Here is a 26362-nt window from a genome sequence, read left to right on the forward strand (position 1 = left end):
GCCTCACGAAGGCGGCCGCCACTCGAACATCAGCAGCGTCGCGTCGTCCCGCAGCCGGCCCTCCTGCATCGCCAGGATCGAGTGGATCAGCCGGCGCAACGACTCCGGCGCCAGTTCACCGCCGGCCGTGGCCCGGATGACGTAGTCGGCGAAGCGTTCGAGGCCCAGCAGCTTGGCCTCCCTGGTCCGGGCCTCCACGACACCGTCGGTGTACATCAGCACCCGGTCCCCGGGCTCCAGCGAGATCTCGTGCGTGCGGCGCCCGTGCGTGCTGAGCAGGGCCGGGACGCCCATGGGCGGGTCGGCGTCGCGCTCCATGGCGTCGATGATCAGCCGCTGGCCGCGGATCAGGATGGGCGCGGGATGTCCGCAGTTGGCCCAGCGCAGTACCCCGGTGGCCAGGTCCAGTTGTGCGACGACCGCGGTGCAGAACTTGTCCGGGAGCCAGCTGGACAGTGCCTCGTCCACGCTGCGCACCAGCGCCGGCAGGTCGGCACCGGTGCGCCGGGCGTTGCGGCAGGCCGCCAGCGAGACCGTGGTGGTCAGTCCGGATGCCAGGTCGTGCCCCATCGCGTCCAGGACGGCCACGTGCAGGGTGGTCTCGGTCAGCGCGTGGTCGAAGGCGTCGCCGCCGATCTCGTAGGCGGGCTCCAGCACGGCCGTCGACACGACGTCCCCGTTGCCGATGGTGCGCGGCGGCAGCAGGGCGCGCAGCATCTCGGCGGGCAGTTGCATGCGCTCGGTGCGGGTGCGCCGGACGAAGGAGTCCTCGTAGGCCCGCTTGGACGTGATCACCATGGCGAGCAGCGAGGCGAGCGCCCGGCCGCGGGTCAGCGAGGAGGCGTTGAGGGCCGTCTCGTGCACGGCCAGCACACCGAGCCGTTCCACACCGTCGAGGAGCGGGAACCATGCGGTGATGCCGCCGCCCGTCGCCGACTCCTCGACCCGCAGCGACTGGGTCCGGTACGCCCACCCCGCCAGCGAGCCGTCGACCGGGAGGGTCGGGGCCACGGCCGTCTGGGGGACCAGGTGGCGCTGCTGGAGGTCGACGAGGTGGACGACGGCGTGCCGCAGCCCCAGTGCCTTGGCACAGCGGGCCGTGGCGGTGCGCAGGTCCAGGGTGAGATGCGCCGGATCGGCGAGGAACTTCCGCAGCCCCGTGTCGTCCGGGTCCGACGTGGACACCCCGTCTCCTCTCGTCGAGAGCCCGCCGCGGCGGGGACGATGCCCAGCAGTCTGGCACCGCCCGCCGCACCCCGCCCGTCGGGCCGCTCACCCGTGCGGCGCTTCGGTCCCGGCAGAAGGGGCACGCGTCACCACGTACGACCCCGAGCGCCGAGGAGTGGTGCCGCATGACCGAGTACGAGCGTTCCCGCACCATGCCCGCCCAGCCCGAGCAGGTCTTCGACCAGGCCGCGAACGTGGGACAGCTGGAGACCTGGCTGCCCCGGGACCTGCACGTGGAGCCCGAGGAGCCGCCCGCCGTCACCGTGCACGAGGACCGCACCGACCAGGACACCTCGGCGCTGCTGAGTGCCCGGCCCGAGCAGATGCGGCTCGAGTGGGGCACCCGCGCGCAGGGCAGCTACGCCGGCTGGCTCCAGGTCGCCGGACTCGACAGCGGGGCCAGCGAGGTCACGGTGCACCTGTCGTTCTTCGACGAGGGCCACGACCCGGGACGGCGGACGGTGACCGAGGCCCTCGACGGCAGCCTGCGGCGGCTGGAGGAGCAGGTGCGGATGCGCACCGACAACGCGGCCGGCTGAGGAGGACGACGAGGCGCCGCTCAGCAGTCACTCAGCAGTCCGGAACGCCGGCGATCTTCTCGCCGCCCCTCAGATAGAGGTTGTTCACCCAGGCGATGTCACTGCCCGAGAACTCCTGCACGGCCGTCCACCAGCTGTTGCCGCCGACGGCCGGGTCGTTCACGTACTGCCCCTGCTTCTGGCAGACGGCGTCCAGCCAGTAGGTGGAGCGCACCGCGAGCACGTTGGAGTCGGTGGTGGGCTCCTGGCGCAGGCGGACGTCCGTCGCCCAGATGTAGACGTCGGTCAGCGTCGGGTCCCCGCCGCTCGGCGCGGCCGGGGCGGCCTGGGCGGTGGCGGTGAGCGCGCCGGCGGTGAGCAGGGCCGCGGCCAGCGCGGTGACGGAGTGACGTGTCAGTCGCTTCATGTCTGTTTCCCCCATGGTCGTGGTCGTGGTCGGGTCCGGGTCAGCAGGTGGCCGAGGCGGGCAGGTCGCCGTACGCGTCGCCCTTGAGGTAGACGGCGCTGACGTAGCCCTCGACGAGCTTCACCCAGACGTCGTTGGTGTAGCCGTGGTCGCTGATGGTCTCGCCCCGCGTCCAGCAGTAGGCGCCGCGCGGCTGGCCGGCCGCGACCGAGCCGACCTTGTCGTACGAACGGGCAGGCCCGGAACGGACGTTGACGGTCTCGTAGGGCTCGACCGCGTAGGGCGCCGCGAGCACGCGGTCGGTGCCCCGGCCGCCGTCGGGGACCGCGGCGGCGGTCGTCGCGGTGAGCGGGCCGAGCAGCGCGAGCGCGCCGGCCCCGACGAGCGCGACCCTGGTGATCGGGCGAACGGTCATGTGGTGACTCCCCCTGTGCCGATGGTGCCGCCGGGCGGAACCCGGCTCGCACCCAGCACTCTAGGGACGACCGGGTCAGTGGTGTCCCTGACACTTGTCAGGGTGCCCCGCGTCCCGGAGACCTTCCGCGGGCGGCGGCGCGGGTGTCCGCCCGTCGTCCGCGGGCACCCACCCGCCATGGACGCTCACCGCCGCCCGCTGATGGACCGCACCCCGGCACTGCTGGCCGAGGGGTACGCCTGGCTGCCCAACCGCATGCGCGACCGTACGGGCCCCGCGCTGCGCACCCGGCTGCTCGGCAGGCCCGCGCTGGCGGTACGGGGACCGGAAGCCGTGCGCTTCTTCTACGACGAGTCGCACGTCCACCGCCACGGCGCCGTCCCGGCACCTGTGCTGGACACCCTGTTCGGGCAGGGCGCGGTCCACACCCTCGACGGTGCCGCCCACCGGGCCCGCAAGGAACTGTTCCTGCCGCTGCTGGAGACCGACCGCGTGGCCCGCCTCACCGACCACGTCACCGCGGCGTGGGACGAGGCCGTGCGCTCCTGGAGCGGACGCCCCCGGGTCGTGCTGTTCGACGAGGCGGCCGTCGTGCTCACCCGCGGGGTCTGCGACTGGGCGGGGCTGCCGCCCCGGGCCGTCGACACCGAAACCCTGGCACGGGACCTGGTCGCGATGGTCGACGGCTTCGCCACCCCGGGGCCGCGCCACCTGCGGGCCCGCCGCGCCCGCGCCCGGCAGGAGGCCAGGACCGCCCGCCTGGTCGAGGACGTCAGGGCGGGGGCCCTCACCGCTCCGGCGGACTCGATGCTGGAGCGGGTGGCCCGGCACCGCGACACGGCCGAGGTCCCGTTGGACTCCCGCACGGCGGCCGTGGAACTGCTGAACGTCCTGCGCCCCACGGTCGCCGTGAGCTGGTTCGTGGCCTTCGCCGCCCACGCCCTGCACCGGTGGCCGGCCCACCGCGAGCGGCTGCGCGGCGCGGACGGCGCGTTCGCCACGGCCTTCGCGCAGGAGGTCCGCCGCTTCTACCCGTTCGCCCCGTTCCTCGGCGGCCGCACCGTGACGGAGCTGACCTGGCACGGCGAGTCCGTCCCGGCGGGCGGGATCCTGCTGCTCGACGTCTACGGGCAGAACCACGACGAGGAACTGTGGGGCGACCCGTACGCCTTCCGGCCCGAGCGTTTCCTGGACCGGCCGCCCGCCCCCGACGAACTGATCCCACAGGGCGGCGGCGACGCCGCGACCGGTCACCGCTGCCCCGGCGAGCGCGTCACCGTCGGCCTGCTGGAGTCCCTGGCGGTGCGATTGGCACGCCTGGACTGCACGGTCCCCGAGCAGGACCTGCGCATCCCGCTGCGCCGCGTCCCCACCCGCCCCCGCAGCGGCTTCGTCGTCACCGGCGTACACGCGCCCTGACCAGGCGTCAGAGGGCCCGTGGACGACGCGTCACGCGGCCACCCGTACAGGGCCGGTTGGCTGATCGTTTGCAGCCCTGCGGGTGTGCGTCCGCCCCGGGCGGCCGAAGCGGCCGTCACCCGAATGGCCCCCGCACGCTATTGGTCACGGCCGAACCGGTGTCTCCTGGAGTGTGTCAGCGGCGTCCAGGCTGGGAGGCCGATCATGTACGAAATGTGCGTGGGCCCGGAGAAGGCGGGCGGAGCGTTGGTGTGGCACGTCCTGTCCAAACAGGCCGCGGCCACACTCTGCGGACAGCAGCTCCGCGAACGTATCGAGGCATCCGACGGTGAACGGGCGCGTCACTGCCCGGACTGCATGGCTTCGTTCGAGAAGTTGATGGCAACCACACCGTGCTGACGGACCGTCCGCAAGCCGTCCGCCCCGTCGCATCCCGCGGCGGGGCGGACGGCTGACCAGGTCGGCGTGATTGCCGGCCGGGGTCATGGCCGTAGATCTGGGCCGCTGCGGTGATCTTTCGACGGGCGGGGCGCCGCGGCCCGCTCCCCGTGCCCCGGCAGCCGATTGACTGGTGGCACGGCCGGCGCGGCGCGTCCGCGCGCCGCCCGACCCGTTCCCCTCGTGCCCCGCCATCGTGAGGAGTAGTACGTGTCGCAGATCACCGACTCGGCCCCGGCTGGTGCCTTCCCGCGGCTGGACTGGGTGGACGACGTGCTGTCACCCGCCTTGCGGTCCGCCGTCGAGTCGCTGCCGGCCGCGGAGAGCCTCGTGGCCGGGTACCACCGGGGCTGGTGCGAGGCCGACGGGACGCCCCGGCCGGCCGCGTCGGGCGGCGGCAAGACGGTACGGCCGGCGCTCGCCCTGCTGTCGGCGGTGGCCGTAGGGGCGGACCCGTCCCAGGCGGTGCCCGCCGCAGTCGCGGTCGAGCTGGTCCACGACTTCACGCTCCTGCACGACGACGTCATCGACGGCGACGCGCTGCGCCGCCACCGGCCCGCCGCCTGGTTGATGTTCGGGACCCCCGCGGCCGTGCTGACCGGAGACGCGCTGCTGGTGGCGGCGCTGCGCGTGCTGACCCAGGCACCACCGGACCGGGCCGGGGCGGCCGTGCGGGAACTCGTGGGCACCCTCCTGGAGCTGGTGGAGGGGCAGAGCCGCGACGTCGCCTTCGAGCAGACGCAGGAGGTCTCGGTCGCCGACTACCTGGGCATGGCCGCGGGCAAGACCGGCTCCCTGATCGGCTGTGCCTGCGCGCTGGGCGGCGTACTGGCCGGCGCCGACACCGTCCGGGTGGGCGGACTGCGGGAGTTCGGCCGGAGCCTCGGCCTGGCCTTCCAGTGCGCGGACGACATCCTGGGCATCTGGGGCCGCAGCTCGCGCAGCGGCAAGCCGGTCGGCGCCGACCTCGCCGCACGCAAGAAGTCCCTGCCCGTCGTGGCGGCGCTCGCCGCCCGGGGCACGGCGGCCGAGCGGCTGCGCGAGCTGTACCGCACACCGCACCGGCCGGGGGAGACCGATGTGGACCTGGCCCGTCGGCTGGTGGAGGAGGCCGGCGGCCGGCAGGCGGCCGAGGAGGAGGCACGCCGCCACCTGACGGCCGCGATGCGGTTCCTGTCGCTGGCCCGGCCGACCGCCGACGCCTACCGCCAACTGCACGACATCGCCTGGGCGATGACCCGCCGCGAGTCCTGACCCCGCCCCCGCCCCACGCACCGGCCGCGGCGGGTGGGGGCACCGGCGCGTGACCCGGCGCCCGGCGGACCGTTGTCCTGCCGACGACCGCCGCGTTCCCCCGCCCCGGCCGCACCGCGGCCGCCCGCCGCGGACCCGATCCGACGAAACACAATGGAGCCGTGCAGCACACCGAGCACAGCGCAGCGCCCGAGGGCGACCTCCCGGCCGTGGCCGCCTACGGGCTGCGGGTGGACCGGGGAACCCGTCCGGTACTGTGCGACATCAGTTTCACCCTCCCCCGCGGCCGCGTCGTCGGACTCTGCTGGGCCCGAGCGGCTGCGGCAAGACCACCCTGCTGCGCTGCGTGGTCGGCGTCCAGCAGCCGAGCGTCGGCCACGTCCAGGTACTCGGCCACACGGCGGGGGCCTGGCCGCTGCGCACCCGCGTCAGCTACGCCGACCGCTGCGACCGGCTGCTGCTGATGCGTGCGGGCCGACTGCTGGCCGGAGCCGACCGCGGCAGCCTGCTCGAACACACCGGCTGCGACACGCTGGAGGAGGCGTTCCTGCACCTCGTCAAGGCCGCCAGGCGCGGTGGGCGTGCGCGAAACCGGCTCACCACTCCGGACACGCGGGACGCCGGCGGATCCCTTGAAAAACACGCACCTTCCGGTCGGGGACGGGATTTGCTCGCGATCATGGGCAAGGGGCCGATCGAATGTCGGCAGACCGGGCCAGCCCTCAGCGGGTGTCAGTCGAAAGGAGGGCGTTGGCACCGCGGTTGGCCCGGCGTCCCCGGCCCGGTAATCAGGGAGCGGAGGACGCTCCCTGACGATCACTCGGTTGGTGCAGTGTCAGGGCGGGGAGCCGGGGAAGTCGCCGGTCATGCCCCGGCGCGCGTCGTCCTCCCGCGCCCGGGGCGGCAGGACGCGCCGCGGCCGGGATCCCCGAATCGGCCGCGGCGCATCCTGCTTCGGCCGCCGAGCGGCGCCCCGCGCCGGAACGATGGGTGTCGGCCGCCGGACCATTTGGGTGTCGTCCCCGATGGCCGTACAGGGTCCCGGCGTGTGACCGTGGACCGACGCCGCGCCCGGGGGCTCTCCGGGTGCCGGGGCAGGGCGCGGGCAGGTCCGTCCCGCCCGTTCACGGGTGTCGCCGCGTTGTCCGTCCGTTCCGGGTGTGCCGTGCGCTGTGCGTCGTCGTGCGTCGTGCGCTGTGCGCTCCGTGTGCCGGGGCGGTGTCCGGAGCACCGGCGCTCCGGGCCGACGCATTCGCCCGCCTGTCCGCCTGCTTGTCCGCCTGCTTGTCCGTCCGCCTGTCTGTCCGCCGGACCGTCCGAGTGTCCGTCGGTACGTCCGCACGTCCGCCTGTCCGACGACCCATCCCCGAACGACTACGCATCCCCGAAGAAGGAGAACCCGCATCCATCCCCGTCAAGTGAAGCCCTCCCGAACCTCCGCGCGGTCGAAGGCGGTGACCCGTGGGACACGCTGACACCCTGCTCGCCATGGGCGGTGCCTTCGTCGCCGCCGCGTTCCTCGCCCGCCTCGGCGGGAGGATCGGACTTCCGACGATCCCTCTGTTCATGCTCGCCGGCATCATGCTCGGCCCTCACACCCCGGGCTTCGTCCTGGTGGAGGACGCGCACGACTTCGAGATGCTCTCCGCGCTCGGACTGGTGCTGCTGCTCTTCTACCTGGGCCTGGAGTTCCACCTCGACGACCTCAAGAGCGGCGGCAAACGGCTGCTCACCGCCGGGGGCATCTACCTGCTCCTGAACGTCGGCGCCGGACTCGGCTTCGGCTTCGTCCTCGGCTGGGGCGTGCGGGAGGCGTTGGTGCTGGCGGGCGTGCTCGGCATCTCCTCGTCCGCGATCGTCACCAAGATCCTCATCGACCTGGGCCGGATCGGCCGCCCGGAGACCCGCCTGATCCTCGGTGTCATCGTCGTGGAGGACATCTTCCTCGCGCTGTACCTGGCCGCCCTCCAGCCGGTCATCTCGGGCGCGCACGGCGTCGCCGAGACGGCACTCCAGGCCGGAAAGGCCTTCGGCTTCCTGCTGGTACTGGCCGCCGCGGCCCGCTACGGCACCCGGCTCGTGGGGCGCCTGATCGAAACGCGGGACAACGAACTGCTCGTCATCAGCTTCCTCGGCGCCGCGGTGCTCGTCGCCGGCGTCTCCGAAGTCCTGGGCGTCGCCGACGCCATCGGCGCCTTCATGGTCGGTCTCATCCTCGCCGGCACCCCCTCGGGGCCGCGGATCCGTGAACTGGTGCACCCGCTGCGCGACGCCTTCGCGGCCATCTTCTTCTTCGCCTTCGGGCTCGCCATCGACCCCGGCGACCTCGCCTCCGTCGCCGGTCCGGTCGCCGCGGCGGCCGCACTGACCGTCGTCATGAACGTCGTCGCCGGTCTGTGCGTCGCCCGGGTCTACCACTACGGTGCCCAGCCGGCCGCGGAGATCGCCACCACCCTCGTCGCCCGAGGGGAGTTCGCCCTGATCCTGGCCGCCATGGCCGCGGGCGCCGGACTCGACGCCCGGCTCGCCCCCTTCATCGCCGGATACGTGCTCGTCCTCGCCGTCCTCGGCCCGGTCGTCGCCGGACGCGCCCACGTACTCGCCGCGGGGCTGCGCGCCGTCGCCGGACTCCTGCCCGGGGCAAAGGCGTCGGCCGCCGTGCCGGGTGGCGGAACCCGCGCGAAGACGGAGGGGGACGGCAGCCTGGAACCGGGCTCGGTGCCGGTGTCGGCCCGGGCCGCCTCCTGCGGGGCGTCGTCTTCCTCCCTGGAGCACACCGAGGCGGAGCGCTAGCCGGGAACGGGCGGGTCGCGGCCAGGCGGACGGGAAGACCGGATGACGGCAGGACCGGATGACGGGATGACGGCAGGACCGGAGGACGGGAGGGGCGGAAGCCGGCGGGCCGGGGTGGAAGGGGCGCCCAGCGAGAGCCCGCCCGGCGGTGCCCGTGGGTGGCCGGACCTCGCCCCGGGCGGCACGGCGCCGAGGCCCCCGGTGGGACAATCTGCCCACAGGGTCGTTGTCCGACGCCGTGGTCGGGCCCGTCCGGGATCGGAAGGAGCCGTCAGCATGATCGAGTGGGTGCCCCTGGGCAGCGGTGCCAGACCCGTTCCCCGGCCGGTCGCGGCTCCGCTGGTGTGGGCGGGAGCGTTCGGCGGCGCCCTCCTCCTGGTCGCGCTCCTCAACGGGATCGTGGGTGCGGGGCGTCCGGGACTCGCCCTGGTCGCGCTCTCCCTGCTGGCGGCCGTGCTCGGTCTCTGCGCCCGGTTCACGGCCGCACCGGGGACCGCCGTGCTGTGCTGGCTGTCCCTCAACGGCTTCGCCATACCGCCGGCCGGCACGCTCACCTGGGCCGGTCGGCGGGACGCGGTCTGGCTGGGCTGTCTGCTCGGTGCGGCCCTCGTCGGCACGGCGCTGGCGCGCCTGGTCCACGCCCGGGCCGCCTACCGTCGGCTGACCACGGCGACGGGACTCGACGCGCCGGAGCCGGGGACCGGTTCCGGCGACGTCTGAGCCGCCGCCCGGCACGTCGAGGCGACCGTGCTCCTGGCAGCGCGGCCGGGGAGGGCCGGACCGTGGACCGGGCCGGCCCTCCCCACCGCTGTCGGGTCAGGCCGTGTGCAGGGTCAGGCCGTAGCGGTTGAGAATCTCGTTGACCGGCTGGAACCAGGTCTCACCGCCGCTGGAGCAGTTGCCCCAGCCGCCCGAGGTGACGCCCTGTGCCTGGTCACCGCTGATGAAGGAGCCGCCGGAGTCGCCGCCCTCGGCGCACACACTGGTCTTGGTCAGCTGGTGCACCACCGAGCCGTCGCTGTAGTTGACCGTCTCGTTGTGGGCGAGCACGGTGCCGCAGTGCCAGTGCGTGGTGGAACCGGAGCGGCAGATCGAGGCGCCGACGGGTGCCACGTTCGAGCCGCGCACGAGCTGGTCGGAGACCGTGCCCCAGCCGAGCACGACCGGCACCGTCCACCAGCCGCTCCCCACGCTGACCCACGCGTAGTCGTTGTCGGGGAAGGACGAGCCCTGGAACGTGCCGATGTACGAGCGGTCCCAGCCGCTGACCCCCGCGCCGGCCCGGCCGCAGTGCCCGGCGGTGACGAATCCGCCGTGCACCGAGAAGCCGATGGAGCAGCGGACGTTGCCCGTGTAGTACGGGTCACCGCCGACGGTGCCCGCCGCGAAGGTCTGCGGAGCCGACGGCACCGTCCGCACTGTGACCGGCGCGGCCTCGCGGGCCTGCTTCAGGAAGTTCTGGACATCGTTGTCAGCGCGCTCGGCCGCGACCACGTCGACGACGACTTTGCTGGTGGCCTGGTCGACGCGCCAGCTGCTCACTCCGGCCGGTGCGTCGAGCCGGTCGACGCGTGCCTTGGCCGCGTCGAGCTGCCGTGCGCTGTGCTCCACGGTGCGGACCTGCGCGCCGGTGGCGCGGACCGCCCGCAGGGTCGAGGGTGCCGCGTCCGAGGTGACGGCCACCGTCAGCCGTCCGGCGTCCGCGTCGAACCACGAGCCGCCGAAGGTCTTTCCGGCCGCCCGGCGTGCCGCGGGCTCGATGCCGGTGGCGTCGCGTTCGGCCGCGAGCCGGTCCTCCGCCTCGGCCCGGGTGAGGCCGAAGTCCTTCTGCATGGCGTCCAGCAGACCGGCGGAGGCCGGCTGCTCGGACGAGGAGTCGGAGGAGGAAGGGGAGTGGGTGGGGGCTTCGGCCGCCGAGGCCGGCAGGGTGCCGACCGCGGTCAGGCTGCCGAGCACGAGGAGTCCGGCCAGGCCGAGGTGCCTGAGTCTGCTGCGTCTCACGGAGTTGCCCTTCGTCGTTCCAGCAAGGTGGGGGTGGAACAGATGGCATGGAACAACCGCGGTTTGAGAGCGCTCTCATCGGGTCGCTTCGAGCTTAGCCAGCCATCCGTCATCAGGTCCATGCCAATGCAGGGCCTTTCCCGTGGCCGGCTCTCCCCGGTCGGCTCGCCGTGACCGGCTCTCCGCGATCGATGACCCCTCCCGTTGGTTGGCCGGTCGTCTCCGGGGCACTCAGGCTGCGTCCTCGCAATGACGGCCGCATGACGGCCACCGAGCGTGGGAGGCACGCGTGGCGGTTCGGCACAGGCTCATCCAGGCGACCCCGGAAGCGGTCTGGGACGTCCTCGCGGACGGTGACCTGTACGTGGAGTGGGTCGTGGGGCCCTCCGAGGTCACGCCCAGGGACGGGCAGTGGCCCCAGGTGGGCGCGACGATCGCGTACGAGGTGCGGCTCGGGCCGCTGCGGCTCCACAACGAGTCGGTGGTCAGACGCTGCGTGCCCGGCTCCGAGCTGGAGCTGGAGGCGAAGGCGGGCAAACTCGGCACGGCCCGGATCGCCGTCGAACTGCGTCCCTGGGGCGAGCAGTGCCTGGTGATCGTGGACGAACACCCGCTGCGCGGGCCGGGGGGCCTGCTGCACAACGTCGGCGTGGAGGCGCTGATCCAGGTGCGCCACCGGGCCATGCTCGCCAGGCTCGCGAACCTGTGCGAGTCCGAGGCCGGTGACCAGTGCCGTCCCGACCCGCCCGACGCGGTCGGGTCCGTCGAGTACCGTCCGGGAACCGGCCGTGCCTGACGCGGTCGTGGTCGGGGCGGGGCCCAACGGTCTGGTGGCGGCGAACCTGCTGGCCGACGCCGGCTGGAGCGTGACCGTCCTGGAGGAGCAGCCCGAGCCGGGCGGCGCGGTGCGGCACGACAGGGAGGTCGCCCCCGGCTTCGTCAACGACCTGTTCAGCTCCTTCTACCCGCTCGCCGCCGCCTCCCCGGTACTCGGCGGACTGCGGCTGCACGAGCACGGGCTGCGCTGGGCCCACGCGCCCCACGTGCTGGCCCACCCGCTGACCGACGGGACCTGCGCCGTCCTCGACCGCGACGTGGCGACCACCGCCGCCTCCCTGGACGCCTTCGCCCCGGGGGACGGCGCCGCCTGGGAGCGCCTGCACGAGGTGTGGGACCGCTACCGGCCCGACATCCTGGACGCCCTGTTCACGCCCTTCCCGCCGGTGCGCGCCGGGGCCCGGCTGGCCCTGCGGCTGCGCGGCGCGGGCGGACTCCGGCTCGCCCGCACCCTGGTCCTTCCGGTGCGCCGCATGGGCGAGGAGGAGTTCCGCGGCGAGGGCGGCAGACTGCTCCTGGCGGGCAACGCCCTGCACGCCGACCTCGCGCCCGAGTCGGCCGGCAGCGGCGGCTTCGGCTGGCTGATGTCGATGCTCGGGCAGACGTACGGCTTCCCCGTGCCGGTCGGCGGTGCCGGTGCCCTCACCGAGGCCCTGGTGCACCGGCTGCGCGCCCGGGGCGGCACCCTGCACTGCGGGCGGCGCGTCGAACGGGTCCTGGTCCGCGACCGGCGCGCCGTCGGCGTACGCACCGCCGACGGGGAGACCGTCACCGCCCGCCGCGCCGTCCTCGCGGACGTCTCCGTCCCGGCCCTGTACGGCGGGCTCGTCGCCCCGGCGGACCTGCCGGACCAGGTCCTCGCCGACCTGCGGCGCTTCCAGTGGGACTTCGCCACCTTCAAGGTGGACTGGGCGCTGGACGGACCGGTGCCCTGGCGGTGCGAGGACGCGGCGCGGGCCGGCACCGTGCACCTGTCCGACGGTCTCGACGAACTGACCCGGTTCGCCGCGCAGATCGCCATGCGGCAGGTCCCCGACCGTCCCTTCTCGCTGTTCGGCCAGATGACCACCACCGACCCGACCCGCTCACCGCGCGGCACGGAGTCCGCCTGGGCGTACACCCACGTGCCCCACGACGTCCGCGCCGACGCGGGCGAGGAGGGCATCACCGGCAACTGGGACGCCAGGGACCGGGAACTGATGGCCGACCGGGTCGAACGCCAGGTGGAACGCTTCGCGCCGGGTTTCCGCGCGCTCGTCCGGGCCCGCCGCGTGCTCGCCCCGGCCACGCTCCAGGCCATGGACGCCAACCTGGAGGGCGGCGCCATCAACGGCGGCACGACCGCCATGCACCAGCAACTCGTCTTCCGGCCCGTGCCCGGCACCGGGCGGCCGGAGACTCCGGTGACCGGTCTCTTCCTCGCCTCCGCGGGCGCCCACCCGGGAGGCGGGGTGCACGGCGCGCCCGGGGCCAACGCCGCGCGTGCCGCACTGCGCCAGCACCGGTTCGCGGGACTCGCCCGGCTCCAGCGGACCCTGACGCGCCGGGACCGGACCGGTGACCGGCGATGAGGGCCCGCGAAGCCGTCCAGCAGCCCTGGGAAACAGCGGAACCCGAGGAAAGGGCCGACCGGTGACCGACAGCCCCCTGCAAAACCGCACCGTCGTGGTGACCGGCGCCGCGCGCGGACTCGGCGCGGCCCTGGCCCGCGCGTGCGCACGGCGCGGCGCCAGGCTCGCGCTGCTCGGCCTGGAGAAGCCGCGACTGGACGCCCTGGCGGCGGACCTGCCGACGCCGGCGCTCGCCGTCGAGACCGACGTCACCGACCCCGCCGCGCTGGCCGACGCGGCCGCCGAGACGCGTCGGCGCCTCGGGCGGCCGTCGGTCGTGGTGGCGAACGCCGGTGTCGCGCACGGCGGACCGTTCGCCGGCTCGGACCCCGCCGAGTGGCGCCGCGTCGTCGACGTGAACCTGACCGGCAGCGCCCACACGGCCCGGGCCTTCCTGCCGGACCTGCTCGACACCCAGGGCTACCACCTCCAGATCGCCTCGCTGGCCTCGCTCGGCGCCGCCCCGATGATGAGCGCCTACTGCGCCTCCAAGGCGGGTGCGGAGGCCTTCGCCCACTCGCTGCGGGCCGAGGTCGGCCACCGCGGCGTCGCCGTGGGCATCGCCTACCTCAACTGGATCGACACCGACATGATCCGCGACGCCGACCGCTACCCGGTCCTGCGCGAGCTGCGCGCCCACATGCCGCCCCCGGCCCGCCGCACCTTCCCGGCGGACGACGTCGCCGCCCGGCTGGTCCACGCCGTGGAGCGCCGCCGTACCGCGGTGTACGTGCCGGGCTGGCTGCGCCTGGTCCAGCTGGGGCGCGCGTCCCTGCCGCCCGTGGTGCTGCGGCTGTCCCGCCGCGAACTGCCCCGGATGGAGGCCGAGGACTCGCTGGGCCCCACCGGTCCGCTGGGCGCGGGCGGGCTCGCCGACCGCGCGGCGGACACGCGGAGCGGTACGCGGGAGTAGCACGGGGGAGCAGCCTCCGGGCGGTGCGCCCCCGTCAGTGTGCCCCGAAGCGCCGCGCCAGGGCCCGCAGCGGCGCGGACCGGCCCCGGTCGGGCACCGTCCACAGCGTCTCGCCCCGCACGCCCCACCGCTCCAGCAGGGCGTTGGCGGCGAGGAACCCGGAGGTCGCGGCCCGCTCCATCAGCGCCACGGGCAGGTCCGTGCGGACCAGGTCCCCGGCGACGACGACGGCCGGGTCCGGGGTGCGGACCGTGGGGCGGTCGCGGTAGCCGCCGACCGTGAACAGCGGGCAGTCCGCCCGCCACTCGTGCCGGGCCGCGACCACCCGGGCCCGACGGGTCTCCGGATACACGCGGTGCAACTGGTCGACGAGGTGCTTCTCCTCGACCTCCCGCACGGCCCCCGACGGCACGGCGTACGCGTGGAGTTCGACGACACTGCCGCCGGTGCGCGCCGCCCAGCGGGCCGCCTCGCCCTCCCAGTGGGACAGCACGCTGACGTTGTCCAGCGAGCCGTACCCGCTCGTGCCGAGGAAACCCGGCCGGCCGGTGGCGACCGGGCGGTCCAGCCACAGCCGGGAGACCAGGAAGGGCGGCGCGTTCCGCAGCCGTGCCACCCGTGCCCGCCAGTCGGAGTCGCCCAGGTGCGGCGACCGGCGCACGACGCCCCGCAGCCCGCCGACGTCCAGGGCGAGCACCACGGCGTCGTACGGCCGGGCCCCGGCGGCGTCGACCACCAGGTGACCGCCGGACGGACCGGGCCGGACGGCCTCGACGGACGTGCTCGTGCGCACCTGGACCCCGTGCCGCGCGAGATGCCCGGCCAGGGGGTCCCACAGCGCCCGCGGAAAGGGCTCGCGCACCACGTCGAACAGGAGCCCCTCGCTGGAGCCGAGGAAGTAGATGTGGAACATCAGCGCCATCTCCGCGGCGGACAGCTCGCGCGGGTCGGCGAAGAAGCTCCGGGAGAACACCTCGAAGGCCAGGTGCCGCGCGGCCGCGGGAAAGCGCAGGGAGTCGAGGAACTCGTGGGCGCTGACGTCGTCCAGGCGCTCGTGGACGCGGCGGGTGCGGACGTCCAGGAGCGGCAGCGCGGCCGAGGGCCGCAGGGCCGTCAGGTCGCGCGGTCCGAAGCTGGGGCTCAGGGCGACGAAGGCCAGCGCACTGAACGGGGGCGTGCGCGGGACGCGGCGGAAGCTGTCGCGCAGTCCGCTGCTGTGCCGCAGCGGGTAGTCGGGCAGGCCGGTCAGCATGCCGAGGCCGGGATCGCAGCGGCGCAACAGGGCCCGCAGGTTGTAGTACTGACGGAAGAAGGCGTGGAAGCCGCGGCTCATCGTGGCCGGCGTGCCGTCCGGCAGGGCGGTCGTCCAGCCCCCGAGCCGGCCGCCGAGCACGGGCTCACGCTCGTGCAGGACGACCCGCACCCCGCGTTCCGCCAGGGCGGTCGCCGCCGCGAGGCCCGCGATTCCGCCGCCGACCACCGCCACCGACGGCGGAGCGCCCGCGACCCGCTCCCGACCCGCCGCCGGACGCAGCACCCGCGCCCGCCGGTCCCGCCCCGGCAGCCGCGCCCCGCCCTCCGCCCCGACCCCACCGCGCCGGATCACCGCGCACCGCCGGTGCGTGCGAGGCCACTTCGCGGGACCCCGACCGGCTGCGGACCGCGACGCCCGCTGCCACCGTGCGCCCCGAGGCCCGTTCGGCGGGCGCCGTGCCACCCGCAGGCGTGACGGCGGGGGGCGGCCGGGCGGCCCGGTCCTGGGAACGGCGGGCGGCGGCGGTGGTGGTCCGTCCCGGGGGCCGTCCCGGGGCCCGGGGCGAGGGCCGGGGCGGCGGTCGGTGTGGCGGCGGGTGGCAAGGGCATCGGAAGCTCCCGGGTGGGTCGGCGCTCAGCGCAGGGGCAGGTGGCGGCGGCGCAGCCACGGCAGTTCGGCCGCCGTGCGCAGCATCGGCAGGACCGGGACGCGCAGGCCGACCGCGAGATCCTCGTGCCACCGCGACCGGCTGTCGAGGAAGCGCAGCAGCCGATCGGCGGGTACCCGGTCGAACAGCCGGAAGAAGAGGTCGGGGCCGTCGACCCGGCCGGTGTCCAGCGCGCGCAGCAGCACCGCGTCCATCAGCCGGGCCCGCGCCGGATGCGGGGGAGGGGGCACCGGACGGCGGCCCGCGCGCACCGCACGGGCCACGGCCTCGGACTGCCGCTGCACGGCGGCGAACGTGTAGCCGGTGGACGCCCGGGTCGCGCCGCCCGCGACACCGATCCGGAAGATCCGGTCGCAGCCCCCGGCCCGCCGGTCGAACACGGCGTCGGTCATCGGGATGACCCCCTGCTCGGTCGACAGCACCTCCATGGCGCCGGTGCGCAGGACACGGCGCGTGTAGTCCTCCAGCGCGCGGTCGTACGCCTCGGTCGTCAGCGGCGCCGGGCCGAACTCGGTGTACTCCACCAGGGCGGTGTGCCGTCCGGTCGGCAGCACGTAGCCGAAGGACAGGCCGCGCGCCGGCTGCGCGGTGCGGAAGTCCATCAGGTCGACCGCCTCCGGGTCGAAGACCGGCCGGTCGGTGCGGACGAACCAGCCGCGGAAGTGCTGGAGCAGACGGGTGCGGGCGGCCGGCAGCCGCTCCGGCGGACGGGAGTCGAAGACCCAGCGGGCGCGCAGGTCGAGGGCCGCCCCCGCGGCGTCCGTGGCCGCCACCCGCACGCGGGCGTCCGGCAGCGCGGTCACGGCGCCGACGGTGGCCTCGACGCGCCGCAGCCCCGGACGGTCTTTCAGGTCCCGTGCCACCAGCGCCTCGAAGTCGTCCGAGCGGATCATCTTGTAGCGGGTGGGCGCGAGGTGCCGCCGGACGACCCTGCCGTCCCGGCCGCGTACCCGAAGCCACTCCCACGACGCCGTCGCCGCACGGTCGAAGCGGCCGGGCCCGGTCTCCCAGAAGCACCAGGTGCGACGCGGCGGCCGCAGCGGCCCCGGCGGCGGATCGACCAGCACGACGGAGGACACCGCGCCGGACGGCGCCCGCGCCGGGAGCCGGTGCGCCAGGGAGAGGCCGGCCGCCCCCGCACCGACGATCACGATGTCCGCGTCGAGCACGCCCGCCTCCATCCCGTCGGTCCGTCGTTCCGATTCGACCCGGTTAGGTTAGATTCGCCCGAGTCGACTCCGGTTCGGCGGAGTATTCCGCCCGACGCCCTCCGTGGACATACGGCGCGCTGGACGGCGCGACACGGGTACCCGTCCAGGGACGCGATACCGCCGGGCGGGTGACTGCCCGACGGGAACCGGCCCCGGCGGCGTCGCGCCGGAAGCGACGGGGGAAGGCATGACGCCGACCAGACGAGAGGACCCGCGATGCGCGCCAGCACGGTCGAGCACGGCAACCACCGGCCGGACGAACCGCCCCCGCTCCGGAGCGCGCGATGACGCGGACGGTGCCCGGTCGCACCGACCACGTCGTGGTCGTCGGGGCCGGGCTCGCCGGGCTGTCCGCCGCCCTGCACCTGCTGGGCGCGGGACGGCGGGTCACCGTCGTGGAACGCGAACCGCTGCCCGGCGGCCGGGCCGGGCGGCGCGAACTCGGCGGCTACCACCTCGACACCGGCCCGACCGTGCTGACCATGCCGGACCTGGCCGACGAGGCCTTCGCGGCCGTCGGCGAGCGGCTGCGCGACCGCGTCGAACTCCTGCCCCTGCACCCCGCCTACCGCGCCCGCTTCGCCGACGGCGCCGCCCTGGACGTCCACACGGACGCCGACGCGATGGAGGCGGAGGTGGAACGGTTCGCCGGGGCCCGGGAGGCGGCCGGGTACCGGCGGCTGCGCGACTGGCTCGGCCGGCTCTACGCCGTACAGATGCGCCGGTTCATCGACGCCAACTTCGACTCGCCGCTCGGCCTGCTCACCCCCGACCTGGCCCGGCTCGCCGCCCTCGGCGGCTTCGGCCGCCTGGACGCCCGTATCGGGCGGTTCCTGACGGACGAACGGCTCAAGCGGGTCTTCTCCTTCCAGGCCCTGTACGCCGGCGTCGCACCGGCCCGCGCGCTGGCCGCGTACGCCGTCATCGCCTACATGGACACCGTCGCCGGCGTGTACTTCCCGCGCGGCGGTATGCACGCCCTGCCCCGCGCCATGGCCGCTGCCGCCGTCGACGCCGGGGCCGACCTGCGCCTCGGACGTGACGTCACCCGCCTGGAGCGGTCCGGCACCCGTGTCACCGCGGTCGTCACCGACCACGAGCGCATCCCGTGCGACGCCGTCGTCCTCACCCCCGAACTGCCCGTCGCGCACCGCCTGCTGGGCCGCCGCCCGCGCCGCCCCCTCGCCCTGCGGCACGCGCCCTCCGCCGTCGTCCTGCACGCCGGCACCACCCGTACCTGGCCGCACCTCGCGCACCACACGCTCTCCTTCGGCGCCGCGTGGCGCCGGACCTTCGACGAACTCACCAGGACCGGCACCCTCATGACCGACCCGTCCCTGCTGATCACCCGGCCCACCGCCCACGACCCCACCCTCGCCCCCGAGGGCCGCCACCTCCACTACGTCCTCGCACCCTGCCCCAACACCGACATCGGCCCCGGCGCCCGCGCCTGGAGCGACCTCGCGCCGCGCTACCGCGACCGCCTGCTCGCCACCCTGGAACACCGGGGGCTGACCGGCATCGCCGCCGCGGTCGAGCAGGAATGCCTGGTGACCCCCGCCGACTGGACGGCCCAGGGGCACGCCGCCGGCACCCCGTTCTCGGTGGCCCACACCTTCGCCCAGACCGGGCCCTTCCGCCCCCGCAATTTGGTGCGCGGCACCGACAACGCCGTCCTCGCCGGCTGCGGCACCACCCCCGGCGTCGGCGTACCGACCGTCCTGATCTCCGGGAAGCTGGCCGCCGCCCGCATCACCGGAACGCGGGCCCGCCCCGCGGCGGCCGGAGGCGGGCACCGATGACGAGGCGGGAACTCGACGCGGCCGGCATCACCGATCCGCGGCTGCGCGCCGCCTACACCCGCTGCCGGCTCCTCAACGCCCGCCACGGACGCACCTACTTCCTGGCCACCCGGCTCCTGCCCGCCGACCGCCGACCGGCCGTGCACGCCCTGTACGGGTTCGCGCGGTGGGCCGACGACATCGTCGACGACACCGGGGCCGAGACCACGCCGGCCGAGCGCGCCGCCGCCCTCACCCGCCTCGACCGCCTGCTGCGGCAGGCGCTCACCGGCGGCGGACCGGCCGACGAACCCGTGGCGCGCACCGGCGGCGGACCGACACACGAACCCGTGGCGCTCACCGGCGCCGAGCCGACCGACGAACCCGTGGTGCTCGCCCTGGCCGACACCGCCGACCGGTACGCCATCGAAGCGGCGCACTTCACCGACTTCATGGCCTCGATGCGCGCCGACCTCACGGTCACCGACTACGCCACCTACGCCGACCTGCGCGCCTACATGCACGGCTCGGCCGCCGTCATCGGCCTCCAGATGCTGCCCGTCCTCGGCACGGTGACCGCCCGCGCCCTGGCCGCCCCGCACGCCGCCGCCCTGGGTGTCGCCTTCCAGCTGACCAACTTCCTTCGGGACGTCGGCGAGGACCTGGACCGCGGCCGGGTCTACCTCCCCGCCGACCTGCTGGCCGCGCACGGCGTCCACCGGGACCTGCTGCTCTGGAGCAGGCACACCGGCCGCCGCGACCCGCGCGTCACGGCCGCGCTGCGGGCCGCCGAAGACCTCACCCGGGCCGTCTACCGCGAGGCCGAGCCCGGCCTCGCCATGCTCGACCCCGTCGCACGGCCCTGCATCCGCACCGCGTACCTGCTGTACCGGAACATCCTCGACGCCATCGCCGAGAGCGGGTACGCGGTCCTGCACCGGCGCGCGGTCGTGTCCCGCCGGCGCCGCGCGAGCGTCGCGGCCGACGGACTGGTACGGGTCCTGTCCGCCCGGCTCGGCGCCCGCCGTGCCCGCACGCCCGCGCCGGCGCCCTGCGGTGCCCTCGACGCGAAGGAGCCCGGATGAGCACGCACCCCCGCCCGCGCCGGGGACGCCTGCCCCTGCGACTGCGACGCCACGCGGTCCCCTGGCAGCACCAGCGGCCGACCTGGCGCGAGGCGCGCCCCGCCGTCATCGCGGGCGCCCTCGCACGTGCCCTGGCACGCCCCTCGGGCAACTGGTACGTCCTCGGCGCGAGCACCGACGCGGGCCCGAAGCGTCCGCTGTCCGGCACCGTCTGCGGCGTCGAGGTGGTCGTCTGGCGGGACGCGCACGGACGCCTGGTGGGCGGCCCCGGCGTCTGCCCCCACCTCGGCGCCCCGCTGGCCGACAGCCCCGTGCGGTGCGGCACCCTCGTGTGCCACTGGCACGGACTCACCCTGGACGGCGCCCCGTTCGCCGGCTGGGAACCCCTGCCGGTGCACGACGACGGCGTCCTGGTGTGGGTGCGGCTGGACACCGCGGGGGAGGAGCCCCCGACCGAGGCGCCCTTCGTACCCGCCCGGCCGCCGAGGGCGACGGCCCTGACGTCCGTCTGGCGCTGGGTCGGGGCCTGCGAGCCCGAGGACGTCGTCGCCAACCGGCTCGACCCGTGGCACGGAGCCTGGTTCCACCCGTACTCCTTCGTGGACCTCACCGTCGTCGAGGCGCCCGGCGAGGCCCCGCGCGACGACGGGAGCGGCGATCGCTTCCTCGTCGACGTCTCCTTCCGGCTGACCGGCCGTCTGGTCGTCCCCGTACGGGCCGAGTTCACCGCCCCCGAACCCCGCACCGTGGTCATGCGCATCACCGACGGCGAGGGCACCGGGTCGGTGGTGGAGAGCCATGCCACGCCGCTCGGACCCGACGGGAGCGGCCGGCCGCGCACCGCGGTCGTCGAGGCGGTGCTCGCCACCTCGGACCGGCCCGGCTTCCCGCTGGCCCGCCGGCTGGCACCGGTCCTGCGCCCGCTGATGCACGCCGCCGCCGGCCGCCTGTGGCGCGACGACCTCGCCTACGCCGAACGGCGCACGGACCTGCGCGCCCGCGGTCTCTTCCCCGGCTGAACGGAGCGGCACCGGCATGCAGACCTTCCTGCCCCATCCCGGCTTCCACGACTCGGCCCTCGCCCTGGACCGCCGCCGCCTCGGCAAACAGCGGGTGGAGGCGCTCCAGGTGCTGCGCGGCCTGACCGTCCCCGGCTACGGCTGGCGCCGCCACCCGGCGGTGCGGATGTGGGCGGGCTACGAGGAGGCACTGGTCCGCTACGGTCTGGACATCTGCCGGGTCTGGCGCGAGCAGGGCCACCAGGACAGCTGCGCGGCCTCACTCGTCGCCGGGCTCGCCGAGGTCCGACCCGGCGAGCCGGTGCGCGACCAGCCCGAGCTGGCGGCCGCCGGGGAACTGCCGCCCTGGCTGGGCGACGCGGCCTTCCACCGCAGCCACCGCTCGGCCCTGGTCCGCAAGGACCCCGAGGTGTACGCCGCGCTGTTCCCCGGGGTCCCGGACGACCTGCCCTATGTGTGGCCGCGTTCGGACCGGGAGCGCGGCGAAGCGGGCGGCGACGCGTAGCCCGGTCAGGTCCGCTGCTCGCCCGCGAGTTCCTTCAAGTCGACCGTCTCGCCGGCCGGCGGCTGCTGCGGGTCCACCGTCTCGCCGTACTCGCTGAACGTGACGCTGCCGGGGTTCTTGCCGCCCTCGGTCGTGGTCTTCACGATGTACGGTTCGCCCTCCGTGGCGACGTAGAGGGTGAGCTTCTCGCCGCCGGAGGCGTCCTTGGTCAGCTCCAGGGCCTGCGTGCCGTTCACCTCCGTCGTGGAGCCGCGCTTCATGCCCCGGCGCTCCGACTCGTCCTCGTCCATGGCGGCGATGAAGCCCTGCTTGTCGCAGACTCCGGCGGTCGAGGCGTCGTTCGCCGGCATCTTCACCCACTTGTCCCGGAGCTTCGGCGCCATCTTCTGCGCCGCGCCGGGCTGCTGCTTCAGGGCGGTCCGCCAGTACTGCTCGTCGCCGCGCAGGTAGAGGGTCGCGTCGGTGTGCCGCACGTCCGCGCTGGTCTCGCCGGTGCCGATGGTGCCCTGACAGTTCTTCTCCTGGTCGACCGAGACGTCGATGGTGACGGTGCTGCCGTCCTCCAGCCGGGTGTCGCCCTTCACGTGCATGGACTTCGCCTGCCGGGTGGCCTCGACGGCCTTCGCGGCGATGTCGTCCGCGCTCTGCCCGTCGAACGGCTTGCTCTCGTCACCCGAATCGCCGCCGCAGCCGGCCAGTAATGCGACGGAGAAGCTCACGGCCGCCACGGCGGTTGCCACTTTGCTGGTACGCACTGCACGTCCTTCCGCATGTCTGAACATTGCCGTCAAATCCCGTGATTCACCGATGTGTTGACACCGGGACCTTCCGACTACCCGCGATCGTCGTGACATGCACGTGGTGGAGAAGTCGTGACGAGCCGGTGAGTGCGCCGGTCGTCGATTGGTCCCCGACAGCGCATGCGAAGTGGACCCCGTGGCGGGCCGCCGCGCTCTCTAGCGTCGTCGCCATGAACGCCACCACCACGCGCGGGGCCCTGCTCGCCGCGCTCGCCTGTGTCCTCGTCGGAGGGTCCTTCACCGCCAACAGCCTGCTCGGCGACTACCCGTACGCGGGCGGCCAGTTCCTGCGCTACGGCCTGGCCTTCCTGCTGCTCCTCCCGCTGGCCGGGCCCGGCGCGACGGCCCGGTTGCGGGCGCTCGGCGCCGGGCGGTGGGTGCGCCTCGCGCTGCTCGCGGCCGTCGGCATGGTCGGCTTCAACCTGGCCGTCCTCGCGGCCGAACGCACGGCGGAGCCCGCGGTACCCGGCGTCTTCGTGGGCTGCGCCCCCGTGGTGGTCGCCGTCGTCGTCCCCCTCCTGGAGGGCCGCGGGCCGCAACGGGCCGTCCTGTACGGGGCGCTGTTCGTGGTCGTGGGTGCCTTCACGGTCCAGGGCTGGGGGCGTACCGACGGCGCGGGTATCGCCTTCTCCGTGTGCGCGCTGGTCGGCGAGGTCGGCTTCGCGGTGCTGGCGGTGCCCGTGCTGCGGCCCCTGGGCCCGCGCCTGCTGTCCACCGTGGTGTGCGGCATCGCGGCGGCCGAGTCGGCGATTGTGGGCGTCCTGGCCGACGGGTCCGGCTGGCTGCGCCGGCCGGACGCGGTGGAGGCGGGCGCGCTGCTGTGGCAGGCGGTGGTGGTCACCGTCGTCGGATTCGTGTGCTGGTACATGGGCGTGCAGCGGATCGGGGCCGAGCGCGCCACCCTGTACTCCGGGCTGATCCCGGTCGCCGCCGCCTGCACGGCACCGCTCGTCGGCACCGGCTCCTACGGCGCCGCCCAGGCCGTGGGCAGCGCCCTGGTCTTCGCCGGGGTCGCCGTGGGGTCGGGCGCGGCACTGCCGCTCGTGCGCGGACGGCGGCCCGCGGCACGGCGTCACAGGGCGCCGGAGCGGTCCTTGGAGAAGCTGTAGAGGTCCTTCGAGGTGGTGATCAGTTCGCGCTGTTCCTGCGGGGAGCCGACCATGGGCTGCGAGCCGCGCAGCGGCACCTGGGCACTCTCGGGCAGGAACCGCACCGTCACCAGGCCGATGGCGCCCGCGGCCATCAGGTAGTAGGCGGGCATCAGCTCGTCGCCGCTGATGCTCACCAGCGCCTCCGCGACCAGCGGAGTAGTGCCGCCGAAGGCCGCGACGGCGAAGTTGAAGCCGATGGCCATGGCGGCGTAGCGCACGGCGGTCGGGAACAGCGCCGGCAGGGTCGCGGCGCTCGGCGCGGCGAAGCAGGCCAGCAGGGTGGACAGCAGCAGGACCCCGGCGACCGGCGCCCAGACGCCGTCCGACTTGAGCAGCAGGAACGCCGGGACGGCGAGGACGATCATCGCCGCGGCGCCGGTGGCGTAGAGCGGGCGGCGGCCGACGTGATCGCTGAGCCGGCCGAGGAAAGTGATCAGCAGCACGATCCACACCATGCCGATCAGCACCAGCACGTCCGCGAAGCCGCTGGAGCGGTCCAGGGTCTCCGTCTGGTACGTCGGCAGATAGCCGGTGACCATGTAGTTGGTGACGTTGTAGAGCAGCACCAGGCCCATGCACACGAGCAGCGGCCGCCAGTGCTCGCGCACGATGGTCTTGAACTCGCTTCCCGCCGACTCCTGGGCCAGCCCCTTCTCGTGCTCGTCGAGCTGCTGCTGGAAGGCGGGCGACTCCTCCAGCTTGAGCCGCATGTACAGCCCGATGACGCCGAGCGGGCCGGCGATCAGGAATGGCAGCCGCCAGCCCCAGTCGAGCATCTGGGCGTCGGTCAGCGCCAGGTTGAGGACGGTGACCAGCGCCGAGCCCAGGGCGTAGCCGACGAAGGTGCCGAAGTCGAGCCAGCTGGAGAGGAAGCCCCGCCGCCGGTCGGGTGAGTACTCGGCGACGAAGGTGGTGGCGCCGCCGTACTCGCCGCCCGTGGAGAAGCCCTGGACCATTCGGGCGAGCAGCAGCAGGATCGGCGCGGCGATGCCGATGGTGGCGTAACTGGGGATCAGGCCGATGGAGAAGGTGCCGAGCGCCATCATGATCATGGTGGTGGCGAGCACCTTCTGCCGTCCGATGCGGTCCCCGAGCGGCCCGAAGACCAGGCCGCCGAGCGGGCGTACGACGAAGGCCGCGGCGAAGGTGGCGAAGGAGGAGATGACCTGGGCGGCCGGGGAGGCGCCGGGGAAGAAGACCTTCCCGATGGTGGCGGCCAGGTAGCTGTAGACGCCGAAGTCGAACCACTCCATGCAGTTCCCGAGCGCCGAGGCCCCGACCGCGCGCTTGAGCAGCGGTGCCTCGACGACCTGGACGTCCTCCTCGCGGAAGGCCCGCCTGGTGCGGCGGAGCCGGCGGGTCAGCTCCTCGCGCACCTGCCGCGGCAGGTGCGCGATCGTGCTCGGCATCTTCGCCCCGCCCGGGGGACCGGACCCGCCGTCGGGCTTCGCCTCCACCACACCGTCGCCTCTCCGTCGCTCCGCCACGATTCGCCTGAGCGAATTCTGTGCAGGAATCCGGGGTCGGCGCATGCCGGGGCCGCGACGGGGCCGGGGCTCAGGGCTGTACGGGCATGCTCCAGCAGTTGGAGCCGGCGGGCTCGCCGGAGAGCCGGTCGGTCAGCCAGGAGATGGCGTTGCCCTGATCGGTGAGCAACGGCGCGAAGTGGTTGAGCAGACCGCTGCCCACGCCCGGCAGCAGCACCGGGACGTAGGTGACCTGCGCGCCCTTGCCGCACCAGTCGACGGCCAGTCGGCGGGCCTGCCCGTGGGGGACCAGGTCGTCGCTGGTGCCGGTGGCCACCCGGACCGGCCCCGCGGGCTTGAGCGAGCCGATGCGCTGCTCGGCGAGGAAGGCCTGTAGCGCGGGCTCGGCGCGGATGACGTCGCTGATCGACTGCCCGGTCTTCGTCCAGTCCGTGCTGCTGTCGCCGCCGTACCCGAAGAGCGCGTCGCCCACGCACATGGTCGACAGGTCCTTCAGCGCGTCCTGGCCCGCCTCGTTGATGTACCGGTCGGCGATGGGCCGCAGGGCCGGCTCGGTCTGGAGGAAGCCGTTGAGCGACCAGCCCAGGGCGCCCGCGAGATCGCTGCCGTCGATCGCCTTCGTCACCTGCGTGAGGTCGGCGGGCGGGGCTCCGGCGTAGGTGCCGGCCAGCGGGACGTCCGGGGCGTACGACGGCTGAAGCTCGGCCGCGGCCGCCGTGGCACCGCCGCCCTGGCTGTACCCGAACAGACCCACCCGGGACTCGGAGGTGACGGACGCCGAGTCCAGGGAGCGTGCGGCGCGGACGGCGTCCAGTACGGCGTGTGCCCCGTCGACCCGGTTGACGTAGGTGTGCAGCCGGTCGGTGGTGCCCAGGCCGACGTAGTCGGTGACGACGACGGCGACGCCGCGCAGCAGCAGCCGGTAGACCGACAGGTCCTCGTAACCGACCGAGACCGTCTGCCCGTTGAGCCGCAGCGGGTGCTCCAGGGCCATCGAGGCGGCGCACTGGTCGCCCTGGCCCATGGTGCCGGGCGCGACGGCGACCAGCGGGCGCGGCCCGTCGCCGCGCCACTTCGCGGCCGGTTCGATGTAGGCGCCGGTCACGGCGACCGGCTCGCCGTTCGCGTCGGTGGACTTGTACATCAGCCGGGTCGCCCGGCCGGGGAGCGGGCCGTCGATGCCCGGCAGGCTCAGCGCCAGGGGGAGCGGTTCATGCCGGATCAGGGTGCCGTCGGCGCCCGGGAGTTCGGACGGCGGGGTGTAGAAGGCGGGTATCTCGACGCCGCGGGACGTCGTGGTCGCCGCGTCGCCGTCCGGGTTGTCGGCTGCCGCGGCCGCCGCGGCCTGGGCGCCGAGGGCGAGGGCGGCGACGATGGCCGCGGCGAGCATGCGGGGACGTGGGGGCATGGCGAACCTCCTGGGGAAGGGCCGGATCCGGTCGTCCGCGGTCCCGTGGGGTCGAGGCCGTGGTCGCGCTGCTCCTGTGGGGTTACGGGACCGTAACCGGACAGGGGTTACCACGGGTAGCACCTGACTCATTACGGTTCA

At 74.6% G+C, this 26362-nt stretch carries 22 protein-coding genes; 13 read left to right on the forward strand and 9 right to left on the reverse strand.

Annotation, left to right across the window (positions count from 1 at the left end; genetic code table 11):
• Nucleotides 1–3: 3 nt before the first annotated feature.
• Nucleotides 4–1155 (reverse strand): PP2C family protein-serine/threonine phosphatase, encoded by a 1152-nt coding sequence (locus tag B9W62_RS36790; RefSeq protein ID WP_373433752.1) that lies wholly within the window; start codon nt 1153–1155, stop codon nt 4–6.
• 197 nt (nt 1156–1352) lie between these two features.
• On the opposite strand from B9W62_RS36790, the gene B9W62_RS36795 reads away from it, so the two are divergent.
• Nucleotides 1353–1766: an SRPBCC family protein gene (locus B9W62_RS36795; RefSeq protein ID WP_087811229.1), complete on the forward strand. Its 414-nt coding sequence runs from the start codon at nt 1353–1355 to the stop codon at nt 1764–1766.
• A 31-nt stretch (nt 1767–1797) separates the two neighbouring features.
• Here B9W62_RS36795 and B9W62_RS36800 read toward each other — a convergent pair whose 3' ends face one another.
• Entirely contained in the window at nt 1798–2172 is a 375-nt protein-coding gene (locus B9W62_RS36800; RefSeq protein ID WP_087811230.1) for a peptidase M23, read from the reverse strand.
• A gap of 40 nt (nt 2173–2212) precedes the next feature.
• Nucleotides 2213–2587: an SH3 domain-containing protein gene (locus tag B9W62_RS36805; protein WP_087811231.1), complete on the reverse strand. Its 375-nt coding sequence runs from the start codon at nt 2585–2587 to the stop codon at nt 2213–2215.
• 177 nt (nt 2588–2764) lie between these two features.
• Between B9W62_RS36805 and B9W62_RS36810 the strand changes: the two genes are divergently transcribed.
• The 4 genes from B9W62_RS36810 (at nt 2765) to B9W62_RS36835 (ending at nt 9211) form a co-directional block, all read left to right on the forward strand.
• A complete protein-coding gene (locus B9W62_RS36810) occupies nt 2765–4006 on the forward strand; it encodes a cytochrome P450 (RefSeq protein ID WP_087811232.1) in 1242 nt (413 codons plus the stop codon).
• Nucleotides 4007–4654: 648 nt separating this feature from the next.
• Nucleotides 4655–5698, forward strand: coding sequence for a polyprenyl synthetase family protein (locus tag B9W62_RS36820; protein ID WP_087811234.1), 1044 nt, complete (start codon nt 4655–4657; stop codon nt 5696–5698).
• Nucleotides 5699–7159: 1461 nt separating this feature from the next.
• Entirely contained in the window at nt 7160–8491 is a 1332-nt protein-coding gene (locus B9W62_RS36830; RefSeq protein WP_087811235.1) for a cation:proton antiporter, read from the forward strand.
• Nucleotides 8492–8767: 276 nt separating this feature from the next.
• Complete coding sequence (locus B9W62_RS36835) at nt 8768–9211, forward strand: hypothetical protein (RefSeq protein WP_087811236.1); 444 nt, start codon at nt 8768–8770, stop codon at nt 9209–9211.
• A gap of 96 nt (nt 9212–9307) precedes the next feature.
• Here B9W62_RS36835 and B9W62_RS36840 read toward each other — a convergent pair whose 3' ends face one another.
• The gene (locus B9W62_RS36840) at nt 9308–10492 is read right to left on the reverse strand and encodes a S1 family peptidase (protein WP_087811237.1); all 1185 of its coding nucleotides are present in this window, start codon (nt 10490–10492) and stop codon (nt 9308–9310) included.
• A 289-nt stretch (nt 10493–10781) separates the two neighbouring features.
• Here B9W62_RS36840 and B9W62_RS36845 point away from each other — a divergent pair, with 289 nt between their 5' ends.
• From B9W62_RS36845 to B9W62_RS36855, 3 genes are all read left to right on the forward strand, one after another.
• Nucleotides 10782–11288 carry an SRPBCC family protein gene (locus tag B9W62_RS36845; protein WP_087811238.1) on the forward strand — a complete coding sequence of 169 codons (507 nt, stop codon included), beginning with the start codon at nt 10782–10784 and terminating at the stop codon, nt 11286–11288.
• Nucleotides 11281–12900 carry a phytoene desaturase family protein gene (locus tag B9W62_RS36850; protein WP_087811239.1) on the forward strand — a complete coding sequence of 540 codons (1620 nt, stop codon included), beginning with the start codon at nt 11281–11283 and terminating at the stop codon, nt 12898–12900. Before B9W62_RS36845 ends, B9W62_RS36850 begins: the two co-directional genes overlap by 8 nt.
• A gap of 61 nt (nt 12901–12961) precedes the next feature.
• Complete coding sequence (locus B9W62_RS36855; protein WP_087811240.1) at nt 12962–13852, forward strand: SDR family oxidoreductase; 891 nt, start codon at nt 12962–12964, stop codon at nt 13850–13852.
• 34 nt (nt 13853–13886) lie between these two features.
• Here the strand turns inward: B9W62_RS36855 and B9W62_RS36860 are convergent, their stop codons facing one another.
• Entirely contained in the window at nt 13887–15458 is a 1572-nt protein-coding gene (locus tag B9W62_RS36860; protein ID WP_087811241.1) for an FAD-dependent oxidoreductase, read from the reverse strand.
• Nucleotides 15459–15740: 282 nt separating this feature from the next.
• Nucleotides 15741–16943, reverse strand: coding sequence for a lycopene cyclase family protein (locus B9W62_RS36865; RefSeq protein WP_087812277.1), 1203 nt, complete (start codon nt 16941–16943; stop codon nt 15741–15743).
• 326 nt (nt 16944–17269) lie between these two features.
• Here B9W62_RS36865 and crtI point away from each other — a divergent pair, with 326 nt between their 5' ends.
• From crtI to B9W62_RS36885, 4 genes are read left to right on the forward strand one after another with little or no spacing between them, the layout of a single operon-like run.
• Nucleotides 17270–18787, forward strand: coding sequence for a phytoene desaturase family protein (gene crtI / locus B9W62_RS36870; protein WP_087811242.1), 1518 nt, complete (start codon nt 17270–17272; stop codon nt 18785–18787).
• Nucleotides 18784–19851, forward strand: coding sequence for a phytoene/squalene synthase family protein (locus tag B9W62_RS36875; protein ID WP_087811243.1), 1068 nt, complete (start codon nt 18784–18786; stop codon nt 19849–19851). Before crtI ends, B9W62_RS36875 begins: the two co-directional genes overlap by 4 nt.
• The gene (locus B9W62_RS36880) at nt 19848–20870 is read left to right on the forward strand and encodes a DUF5914 domain-containing protein (protein ID WP_087811244.1); all 1023 of its coding nucleotides are present in this window, start codon (nt 19848–19850) and stop codon (nt 20868–20870) included. Before B9W62_RS36875 ends, B9W62_RS36880 begins: the two co-directional genes overlap by 4 nt.
• Before the next feature lie 16 nt (nt 20871–20886).
• Nucleotides 20887–21375: an MSMEG_6728 family protein gene (locus B9W62_RS36885; RefSeq protein ID WP_087811245.1), complete on the forward strand. Its 489-nt coding sequence runs from the start codon at nt 20887–20889 to the stop codon at nt 21373–21375.
• A gap of 5 nt (nt 21376–21380) precedes the next feature.
• Here the strand turns inward: B9W62_RS36885 and B9W62_RS36890 are convergent, their stop codons facing one another.
• Nucleotides 21381–22130 carry a hypothetical protein gene (locus B9W62_RS36890; protein ID WP_087811246.1) on the reverse strand — a complete coding sequence of 250 codons (750 nt, stop codon included), beginning with the start codon at nt 22128–22130 and terminating at the stop codon, nt 21381–21383.
• A gap of 215 nt (nt 22131–22345) precedes the next feature.
• On the opposite strand from B9W62_RS36890, the gene B9W62_RS36895 reads away from it, so the two are divergent.
• Nucleotides 22346–23284 carry an EamA family transporter gene (locus tag B9W62_RS36895; RefSeq protein WP_087811247.1) on the forward strand — a complete coding sequence of 313 codons (939 nt, stop codon included), beginning with the start codon at nt 22346–22348 and terminating at the stop codon, nt 23282–23284.
• Here the strand turns inward: B9W62_RS36895 and proP are convergent.
• On the reverse strand, nt 23248–24735 hold the full coding sequence (proP, locus tag B9W62_RS36900; protein WP_087812278.1) for a glycine betaine/L-proline transporter ProP: 1488 nt from the start codon (nt 24733–24735) through the stop codon (nt 23248–23250). The two genes, B9W62_RS36895 and proP, sit on opposite strands and share 37 nt — an antisense overlap.
• Before the next feature lie 148 nt (nt 24736–24883).
• Entirely contained in the window at nt 24884–26221 is a 1338-nt protein-coding gene (locus B9W62_RS36905) for a lipase family protein (protein ID WP_087811248.1), read from the reverse strand.
• Between the last annotated feature and the right edge of the window lie 141 nt (nt 26222–26362).

Source organism: Streptomyces sp. CS113 (assembly GCF_002188365.1).
Lineage (GTDB): Bacteria > Actinomycetota > Actinomycetes > Streptomycetales > Streptomycetaceae > Streptomyces > Streptomyces tendae.